The sequence below is a fragment of the Planosporangium mesophilum genome, assembly GCF_016863255.1.
Classification (GTDB): Bacteria; Actinomycetota; Actinomycetes; order Mycobacteriales; family Micromonosporaceae; genus Planosporangium; species Planosporangium mesophilum.
On the sequence record NZ_BOON01000028.1, the window covers coordinates 92,866 to 113,273 of the forward strand.

Below are 20,408 nucleotides of genomic sequence, written 5' to 3' on the forward strand. Positions count from 1 at the left end.
CCGTAGCACCGCCCCCGCGTCACCGGCTGGTGCCGCCCGCTGGGACAGCACCGGCGGCAGCGGCCTCGTCGAGGTGGCGGGCGATAGCCTTGACGATGCCGTCGTAGCCGGTGCAGCGGCACAGCACGCCGGCGATCTCCTCCCGGATCTCCCCTTCGGACAGCCGCCGCCCGCACCGGGCCAGCGCGGTGGCGGTCATCAGGAACCCGGGCGTACAGAAGCCGCACTGCAGCCCGTGTTCGTCCTTGAACGCCTGCTGCAGCGGGTTGAGCCGGTCATTGGTCGCAAGGGACTCGACGGTCTCCACCTGGCAACCGTCCAGCTGCGCGGCGAACATCAGGCACGCCTTCACCGCTTCCCCGTTGACGAGCACGGTGCACATGCCGCACACGCCCTGCTCACAGCCGATGTGGGTACCGGTGAAGCCGAGCCGGTGCCGCAGGAAGTCCGCGGCGTGCATCCGGGCCGGTACCTGCTCGGTGACGGTCTCACCGTTGACGGTGACGGTGACGACGACCTGGTCCGTCATCGCATTCCCTCCACTTCCGGAAAGCTCAGCCCTTGCGGCGAGCGGTCGGCCACATGTCCTTGATGACGACGTCGCCGTCCACGACGACGGGCTCGTCGTCGAGGAAGAGGCTGCAGCCGCGCATCGGGATGTCGAAGTGGCACGGGGTGTCGTTGGGGCCGCCCAGCTCGTTGTTGGGGCCGATGGAGAACATGACGTTGCCGAAGAACGACCGCAGCTCCATACCCATGCCGCCGGGGAACTGGGTGAGGCCGTGCCACTGGGCGCGCTCGTCCAGGCCCCAGCCGACGTGCGACATGCCGTACCCGCGGGGGTCGGCGAACGACTCGATGTAGGACTTGAGCAGGTCGGCGTCGAGCTGGCCGCGGATGTCGGTGATGAAGCCCTTCTCGATGGTCAGCGTCACCGGGGTCTGCACGTACGTGTTGAACGGCAGCAGCACGTCGCCGGGCGCGAGCACGATCTGGCCGTCCACGCCGTCGTCGGCGCCGCCGGTGAACACGAACGCGGCCGGCCAGTGGTCCCAGCGGCCGGGCTGGTCGGTGTAGCCGTACTCGCTCATGGTCGGGTAGACGCCGAGGGAGTACGTGACGTCGGTGCCGTGCGGGCTGGTGATCCGCATCGACTGCGCCTTGCTGAGCAGCTCTGCTCCGAACTCGACCCGCTCGCGCAGCTCCTTGGTCGGGAACAGCTTGGCCAGCAGCGGCGCCGGCTCGACGGCGGTCAGGATGCGGGTGCCGGCGGCCTGGATCGCGAACTGCTCCTTGCTGAACAGCAGGAAGATGAGGTCGACGACCATGTCGGCCTTCTTGAGCGCCTCGACGGCCTCGTCGTTGCCGGCCAGCTCCGAGACGCCGACCGCCCAGGCGCCGGTCGTGGGGCGCGGCTCCTGCAGGCGCATGTGGTACGTCTTGGCGCCCAGGCTGCGGGCGGCGAACAGGAACGCGTTCGCGTAGTCCATGCGCTCGTCGCCCTGGGACAGGACGACGACGGTCTCACCCTCGTGTACGCCGGACAGCTCGAGCTGCCGCCGGCACATGTCGTTGAGGATGCTCTGGTCCACGGTGACCTCCTAGTGGGTGACGGCTGATTGCAGGTAGGGACGGGCGGCGTCGAGGAAACCGGGCAGGTTGTCCCACGGCACCATGTGGCCGGCGTCGGGAACGGTGAGGATCTCGATCCGTGAGTTCGCAGCCCGCAGGTCGTCGGCGGACGCGGCGGGCACCACCGGGCTGTCACCGCCGCGGATGAGCACGGCCGGCTGGGTGACCTCGCGCCAGTACCCGAAGATGTCCTCGGACTCGAAGCCGGCGTGCGTCTCCAGGACCGCCGTCTCGTCGCAGGTGGCCAGCACCTCGGCGCGCAGTTGCAGCTCTCGCTGCGGCCACTTCGGGTAGAACCGGCGCACCTCGTCGGCGGTGGTGCCGCGGTACGCCTCGTGGAGTTGCTCGAGGAAGGACTCACGGGTCGTCGGGTACGGGCCCCGGCCGGGGCCGCAGACCGGCGGGTCGACCAGGATCAGCAGGTTGTGGTCGGCACCCGCGTGCAGCACGGCGTACGCGATCGCGATCCGGGCGCCCATCGAGTGGCCCAGCACGACGGGCCGGTTCAGGCCGAGCGCGTCGACCAGACCGGCGACGTCGGCGGCGTAGTCGGTCAGCCGGTACTCCCCCGCCGGGGCGCGGTCGGTGCGGCCGCGGCCGCGGATGTCCGGCACGTGCACCCGGAAGCCCAGCTCCGCGAGCTCGGTGGCGAGGAAGTCCGCGGTGGCCGCGGGGCTGGTGATGCCGGGCAGGATCAGCAGGTCCGGCTGGTGCTTCCCGCCGTACTGGAGGACGTGGTGGCGCAGTCCGTTGGCTTCGACCTCGACGCTGCGGCCGGCGAGCTCGACGGTCACGACGCCACCGCGGCGCTCGTCGACAGCGCGGCGCCCGCGTCGCGGACCACCGGTTCCAGCCCGAGCGCGAGCAGGATCTCGCGGGTGGTCGCGGTGGCGGCGGTGACGACGGGCAGCCCGAGGGCGTCCTCGACCGCCTGCACCGCGGGCAGTGACGGCATCTGTACGCACGCCGACAGCACGACGCCGTCGACACCGCTGGTGTCGAGCCGCTTGACGTGCTCGGGCAGGTTCTGCGGGTCGAGGCGGCCGACCGCGCAGTTGTCGGCGACCGACAGGCTCACGCTGTCGGCGACGCTGACCCCACCGTCCTCGAGGTAGCCGACGACCAGTTCGGTCAGCGCCGGCATGTACGGCGCGACCACGGCGACCCGGCGCAGGCCGAGCGCGGTGAGGGTACGGACGAGCGCGCCGGCGCTGCTGGTCATCGTGGCCTTCGCCGACCGGCTGGCCGTCAGGACCGACTGGAGCCGCTCCTCGATCCCGACGTGCGCGCCGTTGCCCTGCGCCATCACGGCGACCAGGCAGGCGTACCCGACGACGTCGACCTCGGCGTCGCCCAGCTCGTCGGCGCACCGGTCGCTGTCGGCCACCATCTTCGCCAGCGATTCGGCGTCGACGGTGTGCAGCCGTGCCCGGCTGCTGTGGAACGTGAAGGAGGTGCCGTACCGCTCGCCGTGGCGGCGCAGCAGCTCGGGGATCTCGGTCTCCATCGTCGTGTTGGAGCTGGGGACGATGAGCCCGACCCGGTACGGGGTGCCAGTAGTCATTTCGTTTCCTCGTCGATCTCGTCGAGCCCTTCCAGGGCAGCCTCCAGGAGCTCCGCGGCCGGCTTCATGGCGGCCGGGATCCGGATCCGGTCGGCCATGTAATGCAGCTTCTCGGCGCCCTTCGCCTTGCTGCACACGCCGGTGCGGACCCACGTCCGGGTCAGCTCGGCGAGCGTCTCAAGGAAGGACAGCGAGTCGCCGGCCTGTACCTCGTCCGCGCCGCGCAGGCCGCCGAGCTCGTGCAACGCGACCAGGCGGCGGACCTCGTACTCGTCGACGCCGGCGGCGGCGTCGCCCTGGCCGGCGAGCCACACCCCGACCGACTCGGCGGAGCGCAGCGAGTGGGCGAACAGGTAGTACGGGTCGTCCCAGGGTTGCGAGGCCATGTTCATCGCCGGGCTGCCGGGGAACATCCGCTCGATGTCGTGGACCATCGCCGCGAGCCGCATCTCCAGGCTCGCGTCCGGTGCGATGTGCACCAGCCAGTCCCGGGCCCGCATCAGGTGGCAGGCCTGGCTGTACGGGTGGATCCACTCGGCCGCGGCCCGCTCGAGGTCGGTGGCGAGCGCCACCTCCGGCGCGACCGGCAGCTCGACCCCGTTCACCGGCCACCCCGCAGGACGAAGACCAGGACGAGGATGCTCACCAGGACCGAGACGAGGCTCAGCGCGGCGGCGGCGCGGGACCACGGGTCGGTCGGGGCGACGACGACCTGCGGCACCGCAGCGGCGGCGGGCGGCGCGACGGGCTGCGTCGCCGTGGCGGCCGGGGACGCTACGGCCGGTGGAACCGCGCTGTTCACCGGGGACGGGGCGGCGGCCGGAGCCGCTGCCGCCACCTCGACCGGCCTGCCGTTGAGCGCGCTGTCGAGGTTGCGGGCGAACTCGGCGGTGACCTTGCCTGCCTGGCGCGAGACGACCTTCTGCCCGACGCTGCCGAGCGCACCGGCGAGCACGACGTCGCCCTCGACGACGACCCCCGTGGCGCTGCCGCCCGCCGGGGCGAGCTGCACGCTGACACCGGCCCGCACGTTGCCGAGCGCGCCCTTGACGGTACGCCCGGTCGCGGTGAAGGCGATCAGCTCACCCGGCACCCGCTCATTGATCTTGATCTTGGCGTCGAACGTGGCCTTCATCGGGCCGAGGCTCTGGGTGGCCCGCACGTTGACGTTGTCCGGGTCGACCACGGTCACGTTCTCGACGCCCGGCAGGCACGCCGCGACCCGCTCGGGCTGCTCGAAAAAGTCCCATACGTCGCCGACCGGCTTGGCGACCTGGAACTCCTCGCGAAGCTTCATGCTGTATCTCCTCGGAGCGGGGCGTCGCGCAGCGGGGTTTCGCGCAGCTGCGTGAGCACCCGGCGGACGTGGATGGGGACCAGGTGGCGGCGGTACTCGGCCGACGCCCGGATGTCCGTCGGCGGGTCGATGGCCTCGACGGCCAGTTCCGCGGCGGCCCGGATGGCGTCGTCGGACAGGTCGCTGCCTTCCAGCGCGGCGCCCGAACCGGAAGCGAGCACCGGAGTGTCGTTGACGCCGCCGAGCCCGATCCGCACGTCGCGCCAGCGGCCGTCCGCGTCGCGGTCTCCGGTGGCGAGGACGCTGACCACGGCGAAGTCGTTGTGCCGCCGGGTGACCTCGGTGAAGGCGAAGTGCTGTGGCGCCCTCGGGAAGACGACCTCGGTCAACAGCTCCTCGACGTCGAGGGTGGCGGCGTAGGAGCTCTCGTAGAGCTCGGGCAGCGGGATCTCGCGTACCCCGTCCGGCCCGACCACGCGTACGGTCGCGCCGAGCACGAGACACGCGAGCGGCATCTCGCCGGTCGGGTCGCCCTGCACGAGGCTGCCGCCGATGGTGCCGCGATTGCGGACCTGGCGGTCGCCGATGTACCGGACGATGTGTGCCAGCACCGGCAACCGCTCGGCGATGACGGGCAACCGCTCGATCTCCGAGTAGCGCACCAGCGCACCCAGGATCGTGCGGTCGCCGTCCTCGCGGATCCGGGCCAGCTCGTCGATGCCGTTGATGTCGACCAGGGCGAGCGGACGCCACAGCCGCATGTTCATCATGGGCACCAGGCTCTGACCGCCGGCGATCACCCGGGCGCCGCCACCGTACTCGTCGAGGAAGGTGACGGCCTCGCCGATCGACGACGGCCGGTGGTACTGGAAGTACGGAGCCTTCACGACCCGGCCTTCGTGGCGAGCTTGCCGCCGGAGAATCGCATCAGGACGTGGTCGACGGCCGACTTCTTCTCCAGGATCGGCGCCTCGGGCCTGCGCTGGCTCCAGACCGTCTCCGGCCGTACCTGCAGGACGTGCACGTCGCCGGCCTCGGAGATCGCCCACTCGATGTCCTGCGGTGCGCCCCGGTGCCGCTCGATCCGCTTGGCGAGCTGCGCGAGCTGATCGATGTGCTCGTCCTCCAGGCAGGGCGCGTCACACCGGTCGGGATGCACCGGCACCATCCCGACGGCCTTGGTGGACGGGTCGAAGCGGTACTGCACCTCCTGCCGGCTCAGCGCCCGGGTGACCACCTCGAAGGTCACCTTGTCCACCACGTACCGGGTCGGGGTGATGTCGCCCTTCACGACGCCCTCCCCGAGGCCCCAGCAGCCCTCGATCACGACTTTCGAGCGGTCACCGGTGACCGGGTCGAGGGTGAACATGACCCCGGCCGAGCGGGCGTCCACCATCTGCTGCACGCCGACGCAGATGCCGTGGTCGGCGGTCACGACGGAGGCGCCGCCGTCGGGCCGGTAGGTGAGCACCGCGGTGCCGAACATGCCGGCCCAGCACTTGCGCAGGTAGGTCAGCACCTCGTCGGCGCCCCGCACCCACAGGTAGGTGTCGTACTGGCCGGCGAAGCTCGCTCCGGCCAGGTCCTCGGACTCGCCGCTGGAGCGCACCGCCACCGGCAGCGCCTCGATGCCGGTACGCCGCTCGAGTTCGGCGTACGCCCCGCGCACGGCCTCCTCCAGATCGGCGGGGAGCGGCGCGGCCTCGATCTCGGCGGTGAACCCGGCGCTGAGCGCGCTGACCGTGGCGAGGTCGGCGGTCGCCGCCTGCTCCCGTACCTGCCGGGCCCGATCGGCCAGCCCCGCCGCCTCGAGGAAGTGCCGGTACGCGGTGGTGGTGATACCGAAGCCGGGCGGTACCGCGAAGCCGGCCTCGGTCATCTCCGCCAGGCTGCCGAACTTGCCGCCCAGCAGCCGACTGCCCGGAGCGGCCGGGTCGTCGATCCACAGAACATGGGGGGATGTCACTTCTCGGCCTCCTCGAGGATCCGCACGGTGCCCTGGTTGCCGTCGACCTCGACGAGCTGGCCGGTCTTGATGGTGATCGTGGCGAACCCGGTGCCGACGACGGCCGGCAGGCCGTACTCGCGGGACACGATGGCGGTGTGCGCCATGATGCCGCCGACGTCGGAGACCGCGGCGCCGAGCTTGGAGAACACCGGTGCCCAGCTCGGCGCGGTGATGCGGCAGATCAGGATGTCGCCCTGTTCGACCTCGTGGATCTGCTCCGGGTCGGTGATGACGCGGGCCCGGCCGGTCACCTTGCCTGGCGAGGCGGCCACGCCCCGCAGGACACCGCTGCCCTCGCCGTCGGCGCCGACGCCGAGCCACTCCTGCACGCTCTCCGGCGTGATGCCCCAGAGCATGACGGTCAGCGGCTCGGTGATCTCCTCCGGCGGTACGCCCAGCGCCGGCGGCGGCGACCAGGTGGACAGGGTCTCGCGGATGGCCCGGCGGCGGGCGATCTCGGGGCGCCAGTAGGTGACGCCGCGGGCCTCGGTACCGGTGGCCCAGCCGATGATCAGGTCGTACAGCGCGCTGTACACCTCGTTGCGGTGCAGGAAGAAGATGTCCTCGTGGTCGTCGAAGAAGTTGTGCGCCACGAAGACCTCGCCGAGCTGACGCACCTTCGACCAGAACAGCGAGTGGTGCCAGTGCTCGACGTAGAAGTTGTGGTTCTCCACGAACGGGAAGACCTTGCGCGCGATCTCGACCAGGCCGTCGAAGGCCTCGCGGTCCTCGTCGCTCGGCAGGTAGGAGCGGTACTCGCCGGTGACGCGGGTGCGCTCGGCGAGGATCGCGTCGAGCGGACGGCGGATGTCCTCACCGCGGGTCAACGCCTCGATGTAGCCGCGCATGGCGGTGAACGGCAGGCGCAGGTCGTCGATCCAGGCCCGGTCGCTGTGGGTGTAGCCGGCGCCGGTGGAGAACCAGAACCACGGCTCCTTGGCCTGCTCGAACGCGGCCAGCCACTGCTCGCCGCTCGCGTGCGCGCCGATGGCGGCGAGCGCGGCGTGCGGGTCCTCGTGGGAGGTGATCACCTCGGCCAGGTCCAGCTCGACCGCTAGCTTCGCCAGCTTGCGGACCTCGTCGTCCGGACGGAACAGCAGGATGTCGATGCCGGACACCATGCTGGCGACGGTCTGGTCGGTGATGCCGGGGAACGCCTGCTGGCAGAACTCCCGGAAGGTCAGGTAGGCGCCGTACCCGAGGTTGAGCATCTCGAAGTGGTACGAGCCCATCTCGAACAGGTTGTGGATCAGGTCGCCATAGCTGGTGAGCAGCCGGTACGACGAGTACGTACCCGTGTGCTCGAACACGCTGCTCTCGGGCTCCATGTCCGGCAGCGGCGCGAAATCGATCGCCTTCAGCCGCTCGATGCAGTCCTTGGCCTTGACTTCCCACTTGTCATAGATCTCGTCCCAGTTGCCGTAGTAGTGGCCGGCGCGGACGCCGAACACCTCCGCCCGGCGTGCGATCTCCTCGGGGTCGGTGACCGCGTTGGGGCTGACGTAGAGGTAGCCGTTGATGATGCGGTGATCGATGCCGAGGGCCGGCGGGACCGGCCAGACCCGGGTCGACATCTGGCTGACCGCGACCCACCAGTTCTCGGTCATGATGGTGTCGAACGGGTACAGCGGCTCGGGGTTGTGCATCCCGTCGAAGAACCAGAACTTGCCGTCGTCCCGGGCGCGGCGGTCCTCGCTCAGCAGCGCGTAGTAGGGGTAGAGGCTTTCCCAGCCCTCCGCACCCGCCGGGGCCTCGATGTCGAAGGGACTGGTGAACCGGGCAGCGTCGTCCTGCCCTGCCCCTGATGGGTTCTCGTTCGTGACGGTCATGCCGGCACCTCCGCGTCTGAAGGGGTCGAGGTCGGAAGGCCCCGCACGTACGCGAGAGCCTCATCAAGATCAATAACGTCCGCGTATTTCGCGTTCATGTCGAACAGGTTCGCGTCGTGTGGCGCCTGCGCCCGGTCGGCGACGCACTGCCGCGGCACGAGCGTCGGATAGCCGCTCTGCACGGCGTCCACGACGCTGGCCCGGACACAGCCGCTGGTTGTAGCGCCCGTGACGATCAGGGTGTCGATCCGCAGACCGGCCAGCATCGACGCCAGCGGCGTACCGAAGAATGCCGAAGCGCCGGTCTTGACAACGATCGCCTCGTCCTCCCGAGGCGACAGCCGGGTATCGATCTCGACCAGGCGACTGCCGGCCTCCAGGGCCGCCATGCCGCGGGCCTTCTTGAGCCATTCCACCGAGGCCAGCTGGCCCTTGTCGTACGCGATCGTCGTGAAGACGACCGGAACGTCCTTGTCGCGCGCGGCGTCGAGCAGCTGCCGCGTCGCATCGATCTGCGCGCTCATGTCGGCGCCGGTCGGATAGGCCGGATCGGTGAAGCCGTAGCTGAAGTCGACGACCAGAACGGCCGGTCGCACTCCACGCCGCACCGGTGCACCGAACCCGGCGCGGTCGTACGTGGCAAGCGTTTCAGGGTCCACCACGGGGTGCTCCTGGAAGTGAATTGATCGAAAGTATTGCGACCCGATGGCATGCATGTATACCGTCCGCCCACATCGTTGTCTAGGGATCTCCAGCGAGTCGCGGTCTCGCCCGGAGCCCTCGGAGAGCTCGCACCGGGCCCTGGGAGAACGGAGAACCGGCACGGCACCAGGCAATACCTTGGCGAGTTCGGCAACCGCGGCCAACGCCCGAATTCACCCCCCGCCCGCACGAAGCGGGCGCCGCCTCGTTGAGGGAGAGCAATGAAGTCATTCCCGGAGCAGGTGTCAACGGAAGTCCTACTCTTAGCCTTCCTGTACACGCTTGCCGCATTCGCTGTCATCGTCGTCATCCTGGGGCTGGGCCTCATCGACATGGGGCTCGTCCGGCGGCGCAACGTGCTCGACACCTGGGTTCAGAAGATCACGGCCGCCATGATCGGTGGCGTGGGTACCCTGCTGGGCGGATACGCGATCTGGCAGTGGTCGTTCAACCAGGCCTTCGGCGTGCCGGACCCGCTGAGGACGGCCGTCAAGGACTGGTGGATCGCGGGGAGCCTCGCGTCCACGCCGGCCGTCCACATTGATCCGAAGATCGCGCCCGAGGCCGATGTCCTGCAGGTCTTCCTGGTCTTCTTCGTGACGTTCTCGATGGCCGCGATGGCGCTCATCCACACCGGCGTGGTGGAGCGCGCGAAGGCCAGGCCGTTGTACATCATGTCGTTCGTGGTCGGCGCGGTGCTGTCGCCGCTCGTGGGCTACCTGTGCTGGGGCTCGGTGTCCCCGCTGACCAACCGGGGGGTGCACGACTTCGACGGCGTCTTCCCGCTGTACGTCTTCGCGGGTACCTGGGTGCTGGTCATGGCGTGGCGGATCGGCCCGCGTCTCGGCGCGTTCACACCGCACGCGAGCGGCGCGAAGCCGGTGCCGCACAACGTCGGTTTCGTGGCGGCCGGGGTCCTGCTCATCACCTTCGCGGCCCCGTTCGTCGCACTCGGCTCCGGGTACGCGGTGCCGGGCAAGGGCTTCTTCGGCATCTCCTACACCGAGAGCGGCTTCGGGCTCGTCGTCACGAACGTGATCGCCGGCCTCATCGGCGGCGGGCTCATGGGCGCGGCCATCGCGTACAAGCGGCGCGAACCGAGCTGGACGTTCCTCGGCCCGATCGCCGGCATGGTCATCAACGGCACCCTGTTCGACGTCGGCACGCCGTTGAAGTGCCTGCTCGTCGGCCTGCTCGGGCCGCTGGTCGGCCTGGGCACCACGGCCGTCCTGCGCCGCCTGCGCATCGACGAGCCCAAGGTCCTCCCGCTCGCGTTCGGCCCGGGCATCGTCGGCGCCATCCTCACCGGCTTCATCGCGTGGGGTACTCCGACCGGCGGCTTCCCCGGGCTGGAGGGCGAGTACGCGCTCGGCCACGCGGTCATCACCCCGTGGTGGCAGCTGGTCGGCGTCCTCGCCGCCATGGCCACCGCCGGCATCCCGTGCCTGATCATGTGCTTGGTCTTCGAGCGCTTCGGGGGTTTGAGGGTCAGCGAGGAGACCGAGGTCATCGGCCTCGACGCCGCCCACTGGGGTACCACCAACTTCGGCGACGACCTGGACCCGCCGGCGATCCCGGTACCGGGTGAGGGTGCAGCGGTTCACGTGGCACCACAGCCCGTCGGCTCTGCGGGGTAGCACGAGCACGCCCCGGAGGGCCGGTGGACCGGTCCTCCGGGGCTGCCCTCGTCACTACGGCACCACCGCCGCGCTACCAGCCCGTATCCTGATGCTGACGTGGCACCGAGGGCACCGTTCGACCCCGAGCCGTTACGGATGGAGAGCAGCAACCCTATGGACTTGTCGGCGGCGACCCCGCCCCTGGCCCAGCGGACAAGCGAGGGCGTCGCGCGGATCTTGCGAGACGCCATCCTGGCCGGGCAGTTGAAGCCCGGGCAGCCGCTCCGGGAGAGACTTCTCGCGGAGGAGCTCGGCATCAGCCGTACCCCGATCCGGGAAGCACTCTTCATCCTCCAGGGTGAGGGACTGGTCGATCTCATCCCCAACCGCGGCGCCACGGTGCGGGCGGTCACCGCCCGTGACATCGCCCAGATCTACGCGCTCCGCGCGGTCATCGAGGCGCACGCGGCCCGGATGGCCGCGGAGAGTCATACGGAGCGTGATCTCGAGCAGATGGAGGAGGCGTACGCGCGGCTACGCCGGCTCGGTGCCCGGGCCACCGCCGCCGACCAGGCACACGCCGACCTCCACTTCCACAGCTGTATCAGTGTGGCCACCGGCAGTGACCTCCTGCAGACCATCTCGCGTCAGGTGCTCGCCGTGACGGCGAGCTACCGCTCGCACTACGCCTACCGCGCGGAGCAGATCAAGGCCGCCAACCAGCAACACCGGGCGATCCTCGACGCGCTCCGCGACCGGGACGGCGACCTCGCCGCGAAGCTGGTCGGCGAGCACATCAGCTGGTCCAGCCACGTCGCCCTGGAGCACTTCGGCTCTTCGTGATCACTGGGAGTCTGCGGCGCCATGACGCCGCAGACTCCCGGTGATCAGGAGGGGACGCCGTCGGGTACGGGATCACCGGCGCATCGGTACGTCCAGCGCCTGGACCTCGTCCTTCGGCGTCTCGAACGACACCAGCACCCGCTCGGGGGCCGGCGCCCCTGCCGTCAACGGGATGCTGACCCGCTGCCGTCCATCATGGACATTCACTGTGACCTGCTTGACCAGGTGGCCACTCAGATCCGGTGACCACGGCGGGATGCCACCGTCCGACACGGCACACGGGGTCAGGCCGTAGTCCGGCGGCGGGTCGGCCGCGGGCGAACAGCTCGTCAGGTACACCGGGATCGCTCCCACGTCGCCGGTCCACAGGAACACCCGCGCCGTGCCCGGCCCGGTTGCGGTGATGTCGAACGTCGCAGCGGTCGGCGTCAGCACCGGGCGGCCGATCCTGATCCGGTCGCCGGCGGGCGCCGGTACCCGTCCGGAGATCGGAACGCCGTCACGGGCCGACTGCCAGATCGTCTGCGGCGACTCGGCGCCGTTGAGGTTGGGGTTGGAAACGTTCGGCGGGGGCGCCGTCACCGGCCGCCCGGCGGGCGGGGTGTACCCCGGCAGGGTCGCCCGGCCCCACCGGTACGGGTCGGACTGGACGCTACCGAACGCCGACCAGCCGAGCCGGGTACTCATGTCGATGTGCCGGAGCGTGGTCGTACCGACCGCGGCGGTGTTGTCGTTGTCGTACGGCGTGATGTTCAGCCCCAGGTGAGACGGGTCGACCGCAGCCGGCAGGTCGGCCAGAGGGATCTTCACCTCGAGGTCGTACCCGCCGCCGGCGTACGCGTGGTCGACGGTGGTGCTGTTGGAGCCGACCCAACGCGCGGTCGTGGCCACCTGGACGCCGGGCGCGTTGGGCGCGTCGCTGACCAGGGGGCCGGTGGAGTAGCCCTGGTGGTTGTCGGCGTCGCGCGACCAGCACGGCCCGTTGGCGCCGTTACCGTTGGTGTTCTGCGGGTCGTCGGTGTACGGGAACACGCCGAGCTTGAAGGTGTTGGCGGTGTCCTTTCGGTCCTGCGAGGCGGTCCCCCGCGGGTCCAGCAGGATCTCGACGGAGTCCGCCTGCCAGTGACCGACGCACTCGGCGGGCGTCACCGCGTACGACTGGTAGTCGTCGCGGACGTGGACGAAGACGTACAGCGCGTCGTCGGACCGACTGACCTGTGCGTAGTTGCCGGCACTGCCGCAGTCGGCGGCGCCGCTGCACCCGGAGGCGCCCTGCCAGATCCGGCCGAGGTCCAGCCGCGGCCCCGGGTACTCCGCCGCCGACGCGACACCGTCCACCGCCGGCGCCGCGGCGACCGCCGGAATGGTGGTCGAGGGCACGCTGCTGAGGCTGAGGGTCTCGCTGCCCGTACCCGCCGGTGAAGCGTACGTCGTCGTGATGGGGACATCGACGGCCTGGCTCGCCGGCAGCGAAGCGTTCGTCACGGTGAAGGTCACGGTGGTCTCCGCGCCGGGGGCGAGGGGGCCGTAGGGCTTGGCCGTCGCGTCGGCCGTCAGACCGGCGGGCAGCGTCAGGGAGACCGACCCGCTCTGCGGCGTGGCGGACCAGTTGTGCGCCACCACCGGTACCTGCTGCGTCGCGCCGACGCCGATGCTCTGCACGGCGGGCGAGCGGCCGAGTCGCGCGGCCTGGGGGGCGGTATCGGCGAGCCAGCCGTCGTACTCCGCCCAGTTGCCCCACCGCTGGAACCGGCCCTCGACCGGGGTGACGATGCGTACGACGTTGTCGGTGTACCCGGTGGATGTGCCGCTGGTGAACAGCGCCGAGATCCGGGCGTTCTGGTTGGGCGCGGCACCTGCCACCGGAGTGACCGTGAAGCTGACGGTGGTCTCGGCCTTGTCCGAGACGGTCCCGACGGTCTTCGGGCCGTCGACGGTCCAGCCGCTCGGTACGGTCAACGCCGCCCGGCCACCCTTGATCGCCTTGCCCCGCGGCGCGCGAAGGTGCAACGTCGCCTGGAACGGCGTCGACGCGACATTGTAGAAGCGGGAGAACGTCAGGTACTCCAGGGTCCCCAGCGGCAGGCCGCCGGGGTCCGGCCTGGCCGCGCCGAGCAGGGCGGCGTCGTCGGCGCCGGCCAGGGGGTTGGGCGAGCCGTCGGCGCGCAGGTTCGGCTGGAACGGTACGAACGCCTCGGTCATGCCGAAGCGCGGGCACGCGGGGTTCGAGCTGCCCTGGTACATCACCCTGCTCTGGGTGGGGTAGGCGAGCCGCCCCTCGTCGGCGACCTGTTGCCAACTCTTCGGGCTGCCCGCGGGCCTGCCCTGCAGGTTTCCGGCCGGCCACTTGTACGGTGAGTCGTACCCGGTCCACACGCCCGCCACAGTGTCAAGGGCGGCAGGGACGAAACCCGTGGTGCAGTCGGCGGCCGTCGTCGTGCCTCCGGTGCCGGCCGTGCTGCCACCGGAGAAGACCTTCTTGACCTGCCAGGTGCTCAGCGCGTTCGGGCCGCGAAGCTGTTCGGGGAACATCTTCGGGTCGGCCGCCGCGAGCACGCCCTCCCAGATGTAGCGCCCCGCCTGCTGGTGGTTGCCGTGACCGGCGGCGAGGGTCGGGGTGAAGCCTACGTACACGTCGGGCTGGGTCATCCGGATGATGCGGGTGATCCGGCGCAGCGTCTCGTCGTGGTCCCAGAAGTACTGGGTGAGCGGGGCGCTCTGGTTGTAGAAGAAGTCCACCCGGTCGAGGTTGAAGATGTCGACCGTACCGGAGCGGTAGTGCGCCACCCGGTCCTCGTTCTCGCGCCGCAGCCCGAGGCCCGGGCCGAGCTCCTGGCCGACGGCGTTCCCGCCGCCCTCGCCGCGGGTGACCATGATGATCCCGCACTTGACGCCGTACCGCTGGGGCCACACCCCGCACGGGCCGATGATGCTCGTGTCGTCGTCGGGGTGGGCCCACTCACCCATGACGTTGATTTTGACGCTCCGGTCCGCGTGGTAGGTCCCGGTCCCGGCGGCGTTCGCAGCCGGAGCAGACGCCACCACCGTCAGCGGTGCGAGAACAGCGGCGGTCACCAGCGCAGCGAGCCTGCGCGAAGCCTTCATGAGCTGCCTCCCTGGTTGGGTGCGGGCCTCGTTACTCCCTGACCGCGCCGCCGAGCATGCCCGCGATGAACTGGCGCTGCAGGAACAGGTAGAGCGCGACGACCGGGGTCGCGACGATCACGGCGCCGGCCGCCAGCAGCGTGAACCCCTGGGTGTGCTGGCCCTGGAAGAACGCCAGCCCGAGCGGCGCGGTGCGCAGACCCTCGGCGGTCACCATGACCAGCGGGATGAGGAACTCGTTCCAGGTCCACATGAAGGTCAGCACGACGAGGGTGGTGACCGCGGGCCGGGCGACCGGCACCAGCACCCGCCACAGGATGGTGCGGGGGGCGGCCCCGTCCAGGCGGGCGGCCTCGACGAGGGTACGGCTGCTGGTACGGAAGAACGCCCGCATCCAGAACGTGCCGAACGCGACCGACTGCGCCACCTGCGGCAGGGCGACCGCCCAGAACGTGTCGGTGAGGCCGAGCGCCCGCAGGTCGAAGTAGAGCGGCACGACGATCGCCTCGCTGGGCATCATGATGCCGAGGAGGAAGACGTAGAACAGCACCGTCGAGCCGCGGAACCGCATCGTGCCCAGCGCGAATCCACTGAGGATGGACAGGACCGCGCTCACCGTCACGACGAACACCGACACCAGCAGGCTCATCCGCAGGTACGTGCCGAAGTGCCCGGCTCCGAAGGCCCGGGCGAAGTTCGCGATCCCGCCGCCGTTGGAGGCGTCATCCGGGCCCAGTGCGGTGACCAGGACGGTACCGATCGGGGCGAGCGCGAACACGGCGAACAGCGCCAGGATGGCGTAGTTCGCGGAGCGTTCCGCACGGGAGATCATGACGTCGCGTCCCGGTCACCGACGCGGGTGATCGCCAGCGAGATCGCGAAGATGACGACGGTCAGGCACACGCCGACGGCGGCGGCGGAGCCCACCTTCCCCAGCTCGAAGGCCCGGTGGTACACCTCGTACGACGGTACCGACGTGGACGTGCCCGGGCCGCCGCGGGTGGTCACGTACACCAGGTCGAACGTCCGCAGCGCGGCGATGACCGTGAGGGTCAGTGCCACGGCGACCTCGCCGCGCACCGAGGGCAGCGTGACGGCGAAGAACTCCCGTACCGGACCGGCGCCGTCGAGGCGGACCGCCTCGTACAGCTCCGGGGAGATCCGGCTCGCGCCGGCGAGCAGCAGCACGGTGACCAGCCCGGTCTCGAACCAGGTGCCGACGAAGCCCACCGCCGGCAGGGCCGCGTCGTACTCCCCCAGCCAGGCCCGGGCGAGCGAGCCGAGACCGACGGTGTGCAGCAGCGAGTTCAGCGGACCGTCCGGGGCGTAGATCCGCCGCCACGCCACGGCGATGACCACCGCGGCGACGACCTGTGGCAGGAAGACGACGGTACGGAAGAACGGCAGTCCCCGTACCTTCGCGCGGTTGAGGATCGAGGCGAGGACGAGCCCGACGCACAACGGTACGAGCGCGTAGAACACGATGAGGACCAGCGCGTGCCCGAAGGCGCCCCGCAGGCCGTCGTCGGTGAGCACGTCCGCGTAGTTGGCCAGGCCGACCCAGCGGCCGAGGGTCAGCCCGTCCCAGTCGTAGAACGAGAGCTGGACCGACCGGCCCAGCGGGTACAGCAGGAACGCCGCGTACACGACGAGGGCCGGCGCGACGTAGAGGTACCCGAGGCCGCTCCCCCTCGTTGTCCGCGCCTTCATCCGTTGGACGTGGAGAAGTCGCCGTAATCCTTCTGCAGCGAGTCCAGGAACTGGTCCGGCGTCTTCTGTCTGGCCAGCAGGTCCTGGAGCGAGGCGGTGAGGGTGTCGTACATGGTCGGCGTCGCGTAGTCCAGGTACGGCACGAGCCCGCCCGCGCCGGCCGCGTCCCCGAAAGCGGTGAGGACGTCCTTCGCCAGGCCGGCGCCGGCGCTCTGCCGCGAGGTGTCGGCGACCGGCAGGTTCCCGGTGCTGGTGAGCACACTCATCGCGTGTTCGCTGGTGATGAAGTTGATGTATGCGGCGGCGGCGTCGGGGTGCTTGCTCTTGGCGGTGACCGCGAACGGCAGCCCGGTGCCGCCGGTGGCGATCGGCCTGTCACCGGCCTTCGCCGGCGGCGGCAGCATGAACCCGACGCCTGCGCCCATGGCGCCCGCGAGGTCGGCCTGTAACCACGTCCCGCCGAGAAGGAAGACCCCCGTGCCCTTGCTGAACGCCTGCCAGGCGGGGTCGTAGCCCATCCCGTTGAAGCCCGGCTCGAGCCAGCCCTTGCCGGCCCAGTCGGTCAGCTGCTGGGCGGCCTGCCGGTTGCCGGCGCTCTTCCACGACGCGCCCTTGCGGCCGAAGGCGAGCGTGGTGATGTCGCCGGGCGGGGAGGTGCGGCCCTGGATCGTGCCGAACACGTGGATGGCCGGCCACTTGTCCAGGTTGCCGAACATCATCGGTACCTCGCCCCTGGCCTTGGCCGCGGCCATCGCGCTCTCCAGCTCCGGCCAGGTCCTGGGCGGCTGGAGGCCGAGCGCGGCGAGCTTGGACGTGTTGTAGAACAGGCCGACCACCTCGCCGACCTGCGGCAGCCCGTACAGGTTCCCCTTGCCGAAGGCCTTGCCGTCGGCGCTGTAGGACGAGTACTGGCGCACCGTCTCGGGGTACCGGCCGTTCCAGCCGTAGGCGGCGGCGTACCGGTCGAGCGGCAGCAGCTGACCGGCCTTGACGAACTCGCCCATGTCGGAGCGGCCGTTGTTGGCCTGCACCACGTCGGGCGCCTCGTTGCCGCTGAGCGCGAGCCGCAGCGTGGTCTTCAGGTCGTCGAAGGAGCGGGACACCCGCTGGAGCCTGATGTTCGGGTACTTCGCCTGGAACTCCTTGTTGAGCTGCTCCATCTGGGCGGCCTGACCGCCGCGTACCTCCTGGTCCCAGACGGTCAGGGTGACGTTGCCCAGCGCGGCCGCGTCGGTTCTGACCGCGCCGGTGGGGACCGGCTGGGGGTTGGTGGAGCCTGACCCGGGGGTGCACGAGGTGACCGCGAGGGCGGCGACGGTGCCGACGGCGAGCAGTGTCCTCGACCTGAAGGACTTCATGCCATACTCCTTCGTCCTGCTTGGTGGACGGGCTGGGTCGCGGCGCCCTGCCCCGCCACGTCCGCGTGCCGCGCGATGGTGGCGGCGGCCCGGTGGACCGCACCGACCGGCACCGTGGGCACGATCTCGTCGAGGAACTCGTACCGGCGGCGCAGCGCCGCCCGGTAGGAGTTGCCGCCGGGGGTGTCGCGAAGCTCGTGCCACCAGTCCGCGATGTCACCCCAGCCCGGGGCGGCCAGGGAGCCGCCGAACTGCTGAACGGCCAGTGCCGAGCACATGATGGCGAAGGCCAGCCGGTCGCGCAGTGACCAGCCGGCGAGCGTGCCGACGACCAGCCCGGCACCGAAGACGTCGCCGGCCCCGGTCGGGTCGAGCGCCTGGACCCGAAGGCCGGGTACGTGCGCCTCCTCCCCGGTGGTCCCGTCGATCGCCAGCGCGCCCTGCGCGCCGTTGGTCACCACCGCCAGCGGTACGCGGTCCGCCAGGGCGTAGAGCGCGTCGTCGGGGGTCTCGGTCCGGGTGTACGCCATCGCCTCGGCGGCGTTGGGCAGGAAGGCGTCACACCGGGCGAGCTGGTCCAGGACCCGGGGCGACCAATCGCCGGTGGGGTCCCAGCCGACGTCGGCGAAGACGAGCGCACCCTGGGCGCGGGCTGGCTCGACCCAGGCGGGCTCCGCCAGCGCGCCGTTGCCGAGTTCGACCATGACCGCGCGCGACTGGGGCGGCACCCCGATCATGTCGTCGGCGGAGACGGGCGGCGGGTGGCCGTGGCTGACCATGCTGCGGTCACGGTCGACCGCCAGGGACACGGTGACCGGTGAGTGCCAGGCGGAGAAGCGACGCGACCGGGAGAGGTTGACGCCCTCCTGCTCGGCGAGGGTACGCCAGCAGAAGTCGGCGTAGTCATCGTCACCGAAGGCCGCCGCCAGGCAAGTGCGCAGGCCCAGCCGGCTGGACGCGACGGCCAGGTTCGCGATGCCGCCGGGGCAGGATCCCATACCGTCCGCCCACACCTCGGTACCGGCCGACGGCATGGACCGCAGGCCGGTGAAGATGATGTCGAGGAAGACCGTGCCGCTGAGGAGCACGTCGAAGTCGGGACCGTCCGCCGTCCGCTGACCGGCGAGCGGGTCGTACACGGCGTCCCCCACGGCGTGCGCCCTTCGGCAGGAACATCAACTCACCTCATCCTGCCGACCCGGCAAATCGACCGCAACCAATAACGCGCTGCTAGGGTCTCCGCGTGTGAAGCTCGCGATCCTCGGCGGCGGCGGGTTCCGGGTACCGCTGGTCTACGGCGCCCTGCTGCGCGACACCCTGTCGCCCGACGCCCGCGATCGGCGCATCGACTCCGTGTCGCTGCACGATCCGGCGCACGACCGGCTCGCCGCGATGGGGCACGTGCTCGGCCAGATGGCCGCCGGCTACCCGGGCGCGCCCGAGGTCACCGCCACCGCGCACCTGGACGAGGCGCTGAGCGGCGCCGACTTCGTGTTCTCCGCTATCCGGGTCGGCGGCCTCGCCGGCCGTACCGCCGACGAGCGGGTGGCGCTCGACCTGGGGCTGCTCGGCCAGGAGACGACGGGGCCGGGTGGCCTGGCGTACGGTCTGCGCACCGTACCGGTGGCCGTGCACATCGCCGAACGGGTGGCGGCGGTGAGCCCGCGGGCCTGGGTCATCAACTTCACCAACCCCGCCGGCATGATCACCGAGGCGATGCAGCAGGTGCTGGGCGACCGCGTGGTGGGCATCTGCGACTCGCCGACCGGCCTGACCCGCCGGGCCGCCCGCGCGCTCGGGTACGACCCGGAGCGGACCTCGCCGGACTACGTGGGCCTGAACCACCTGGGCTGGCTGCGCGGGTTGAGCCGCGACGGCACCGACGTCCTGCCGGACCTGATCGCCCACGACGCCCTGCTGGGTAGCTTCGAGGAGGGCCGACTCTTCGGCGCGGGGTGGATCCGGTCGCTCGGGGCCATCCCGAACGAGTACCTGTACTACTACTACTTCACGCGGGACGCGGTGGCGTCGATCAAGGGCGGCGCGGCGACCCGCGGTGAGTTCCTGCTCGACCAGCAGCGCGGCTTCTACGACGCCGTCGCCGCCGACCCGCGATCGGCGTACGAGACGTGGCAGCGCGTACGCCGGGAACGCGACGCGACGTACATGAAGGAGAGCCGGAACTCCGGCGACGCGCGCGATGTGGCCGGGGAACGCGATGCGGCCGACGTCGACGGCGGTGGCTACGAGGGCGTCGCGCTGGCCATCATGGCGGCCATCGCCCGCAACGAGCGGAGCACGATGATCCTCAACGTCCGTAACGGGTCGACGGTGGACGGACTGCCCCCGGAGGCGGTCGTCGAGGTACCGTGCCTGGTGGACGCCGGCGGCCCCCACCCGTTGACGGCACGCCCGCTCACCGGCCACCCGCTCGGGCTCGTTCAGCAGGTCAAGGCGGTCGAACAGGTCACGATCCGGGCCGCACGGACGCGGTCGACGCGGCTCGCGCTGGAGGCGTTCGCGCTGCATCCGCTGGTGGATTCGGTATCCACCGCCCGCGTGCTCCTCGACGGGTACCGGCGGCGCATCCCCGAGGTGGACGCGCTCTTCCGCTGACGCGGTTTCTCTTGCGGCGGCCAGGCCGACGCGGCCGCCCGACCGGCGGGCGAAGAGCGGAGTCGATGCACCGGCGGCTGGTCCGCCTCCCTACGTTTCCTACATGACGTAGTGGGGTACGCCAG

The 20,408-nt window shown here is 70.7% G+C and carries 18 protein-coding genes; 3 read left to right on the plus strand and 15 right to left on the minus strand.

Features of this window, described 5'->3' with window-relative positions; genetic code table 11:
- Nucleotides 1-19: 19 nt before the first annotated feature.
- Genes Pme01_RS14945 through Pme01_RS14990 form a run of 10 tightly spaced genes read right to left on the minus strand, consistent with a single transcriptional unit; the run spans nucleotide 20 to nucleotide 8,992 of the window.
- A complete protein-coding gene (locus Pme01_RS14945; protein ID WP_168115896.1) occupies nucleotides 20-529 on the minus strand; it encodes a (2Fe-2S)-binding protein in 510 nt (169 codons plus the stop codon).
- A gap of 25 nt (nucleotides 530-554) precedes the next feature.
- Nucleotides 555-1,592, minus strand: coding sequence for a 2,5-dihydroxypyridine 5,6-dioxygenase NicX family protein (locus tag Pme01_RS14950; protein WP_168115895.1), 1,038 nt, complete (start codon nucleotides 1,590-1,592; stop codon nucleotides 555-557).
- Nucleotides 1,593-1,601: 9 nt separating this feature from the next.
- The gene (locus Pme01_RS14955) at nucleotides 1,602-2,426 is read right to left on the minus strand and encodes an alpha/beta fold hydrolase (RefSeq protein ID WP_168115894.1); all 825 of its coding nucleotides are present in this window, start codon (nucleotides 2,424-2,426) and stop codon (nucleotides 1,602-1,604) included.
- A complete protein-coding gene (locus Pme01_RS14960; RefSeq protein WP_275408529.1) occupies nucleotides 2,423-3,196 on the minus strand; it encodes a maleate cis-trans isomerase family protein in 774 nt (257 codons plus the stop codon). Before Pme01_RS14960 ends, Pme01_RS14955 begins: the two co-directional genes overlap by 4 nt.
- Complete coding sequence (locus tag Pme01_RS14965; RefSeq protein ID WP_168115893.1) at nucleotides 3,193-3,801, minus strand: hypothetical protein; 609 nt, start codon at nucleotides 3,799-3,801, stop codon at nucleotides 3,193-3,195. The genes Pme01_RS14960 and Pme01_RS14965 overlap by 4 nt, the downstream gene beginning before the upstream one ends.
- A complete protein-coding gene (locus Pme01_RS14970; RefSeq protein ID WP_168115892.1) occupies nucleotides 3,798-4,493 on the minus strand; it encodes an SRPBCC family protein in 696 nt (231 codons plus the stop codon). Before Pme01_RS14970 ends, Pme01_RS14965 begins: the two co-directional genes overlap by 4 nt.
- Entirely contained in the window at nucleotides 4,490-5,380 is an 891-nt protein-coding gene (locus Pme01_RS14975; RefSeq protein WP_168115891.1) for an FAD binding domain-containing protein, read from the minus strand. The genes Pme01_RS14970 and Pme01_RS14975 overlap by 4 nt, the downstream gene beginning before the upstream one ends.
- Nucleotides 5,377-6,459, minus strand: a complete 1,083-nt coding sequence (locus Pme01_RS14980) for a PEP/pyruvate-binding domain-containing protein (RefSeq protein ID WP_203935636.1) — start codon at nucleotides 6,457-6,459, stop codon at nucleotides 5,377-5,379. The genes Pme01_RS14975 and Pme01_RS14980 overlap by 4 nt, the downstream gene beginning before the upstream one ends.
- Nucleotides 6,456-8,330 carry a PEP-utilizing enzyme gene (locus Pme01_RS14985; RefSeq protein WP_168115890.1) on the minus strand — a complete coding sequence of 625 codons (1,875 nt, stop codon included), beginning with the start codon at nucleotides 8,328-8,330 and terminating at the stop codon, nucleotides 6,456-6,458. Before Pme01_RS14985 ends, Pme01_RS14980 begins: the two co-directional genes overlap by 4 nt.
- On the minus strand, nucleotides 8,327-8,992 hold the full coding sequence (locus Pme01_RS14990) for an isochorismatase family protein (RefSeq protein WP_275408530.1): 666 nt from the start codon (nucleotides 8,990-8,992) through the stop codon (nucleotides 8,327-8,329). Before Pme01_RS14990 ends, Pme01_RS14985 begins: the two co-directional genes overlap by 4 nt.
- 261 nt (nucleotides 8,993-9,253) lie before the next feature.
- Here Pme01_RS14990 and Pme01_RS14995 point away from each other — a divergent pair, with 261 nt between their 5' ends.
- Both Pme01_RS14995 and Pme01_RS15000 read left to right on the plus strand, forming a co-directional pair.
- Entirely contained in the window at nucleotides 9,254-10,669 is a 1,416-nt protein-coding gene (locus tag Pme01_RS14995; protein ID WP_168115888.1) for an ammonium transporter family protein, read from the plus strand.
- A gap of 99 nt (nucleotides 10,670-10,768) precedes the next feature.
- The gene (locus tag Pme01_RS15000) at nucleotides 10,769-11,494 is read left to right on the plus strand and encodes a GntR family transcriptional regulator (RefSeq protein WP_168115887.1); all 726 of its coding nucleotides are present in this window, start codon (nucleotides 10,769-10,771) and stop codon (nucleotides 11,492-11,494) included.
- 72 nt (nucleotides 11,495-11,566) lie between these two features.
- On the opposite strand, the gene Pme01_RS15005 is transcribed toward Pme01_RS15000, so the two are convergent.
- From Pme01_RS15005 to Pme01_RS15025, 5 genes are read right to left on the minus strand one after another with little or no spacing between them, the layout of a single operon-like run.
- Nucleotides 11,567-14,599: a PIG-L family deacetylase gene (locus tag Pme01_RS15005; RefSeq protein WP_168115886.1), complete on the minus strand. Its 3,033-nt coding sequence runs from the start codon at nucleotides 14,597-14,599 to the stop codon at nucleotides 11,567-11,569.
- Nucleotides 14,600-14,630: 31 nt separating this feature from the next.
- Nucleotides 14,631-15,431 (minus strand): carbohydrate ABC transporter permease, encoded by an 801-nt coding sequence (locus Pme01_RS15010; RefSeq protein WP_168115885.1) that lies wholly within the window; start codon nucleotides 15,429-15,431, stop codon nucleotides 14,631-14,633.
- The gene (locus tag Pme01_RS15015) at nucleotides 15,428-16,309 is read right to left on the minus strand and encodes a carbohydrate ABC transporter permease (protein WP_168115884.1); all 882 of its coding nucleotides are present in this window, start codon (nucleotides 16,307-16,309) and stop codon (nucleotides 15,428-15,430) included. The genes Pme01_RS15010 and Pme01_RS15015 overlap by 4 nt, the downstream gene beginning before the upstream one ends.
- Entirely contained in the window at nucleotides 16,306-17,667 is a 1,362-nt protein-coding gene (locus Pme01_RS15020) for an extracellular solute-binding protein (RefSeq protein WP_168115883.1), read from the minus strand. Before Pme01_RS15020 ends, Pme01_RS15015 begins: the two co-directional genes overlap by 4 nt.
- Nucleotides 17,664-18,818 carry a PfkB family carbohydrate kinase gene (locus Pme01_RS15025; protein WP_168115882.1) on the minus strand — a complete coding sequence of 385 codons (1,155 nt, stop codon included), beginning with the start codon at nucleotides 18,816-18,818 and terminating at the stop codon, nucleotides 17,664-17,666. The genes Pme01_RS15020 and Pme01_RS15025 overlap by 4 nt, the downstream gene beginning before the upstream one ends.
- 94 nt (nucleotides 18,819-18,912) lie before the next feature.
- On the opposite strand from Pme01_RS15025, the gene Pme01_RS15030 reads away from it, so the two are divergent.
- On the plus strand, nucleotides 18,913-20,283 hold the full coding sequence (locus Pme01_RS15030) for a 6-phospho-beta-glucosidase (RefSeq protein WP_168115881.1): 1,371 nt from the start codon (nucleotides 18,913-18,915) through the stop codon (nucleotides 20,281-20,283).
- Nucleotides 20,284-20,408 lie beyond the last annotated feature (125 nt).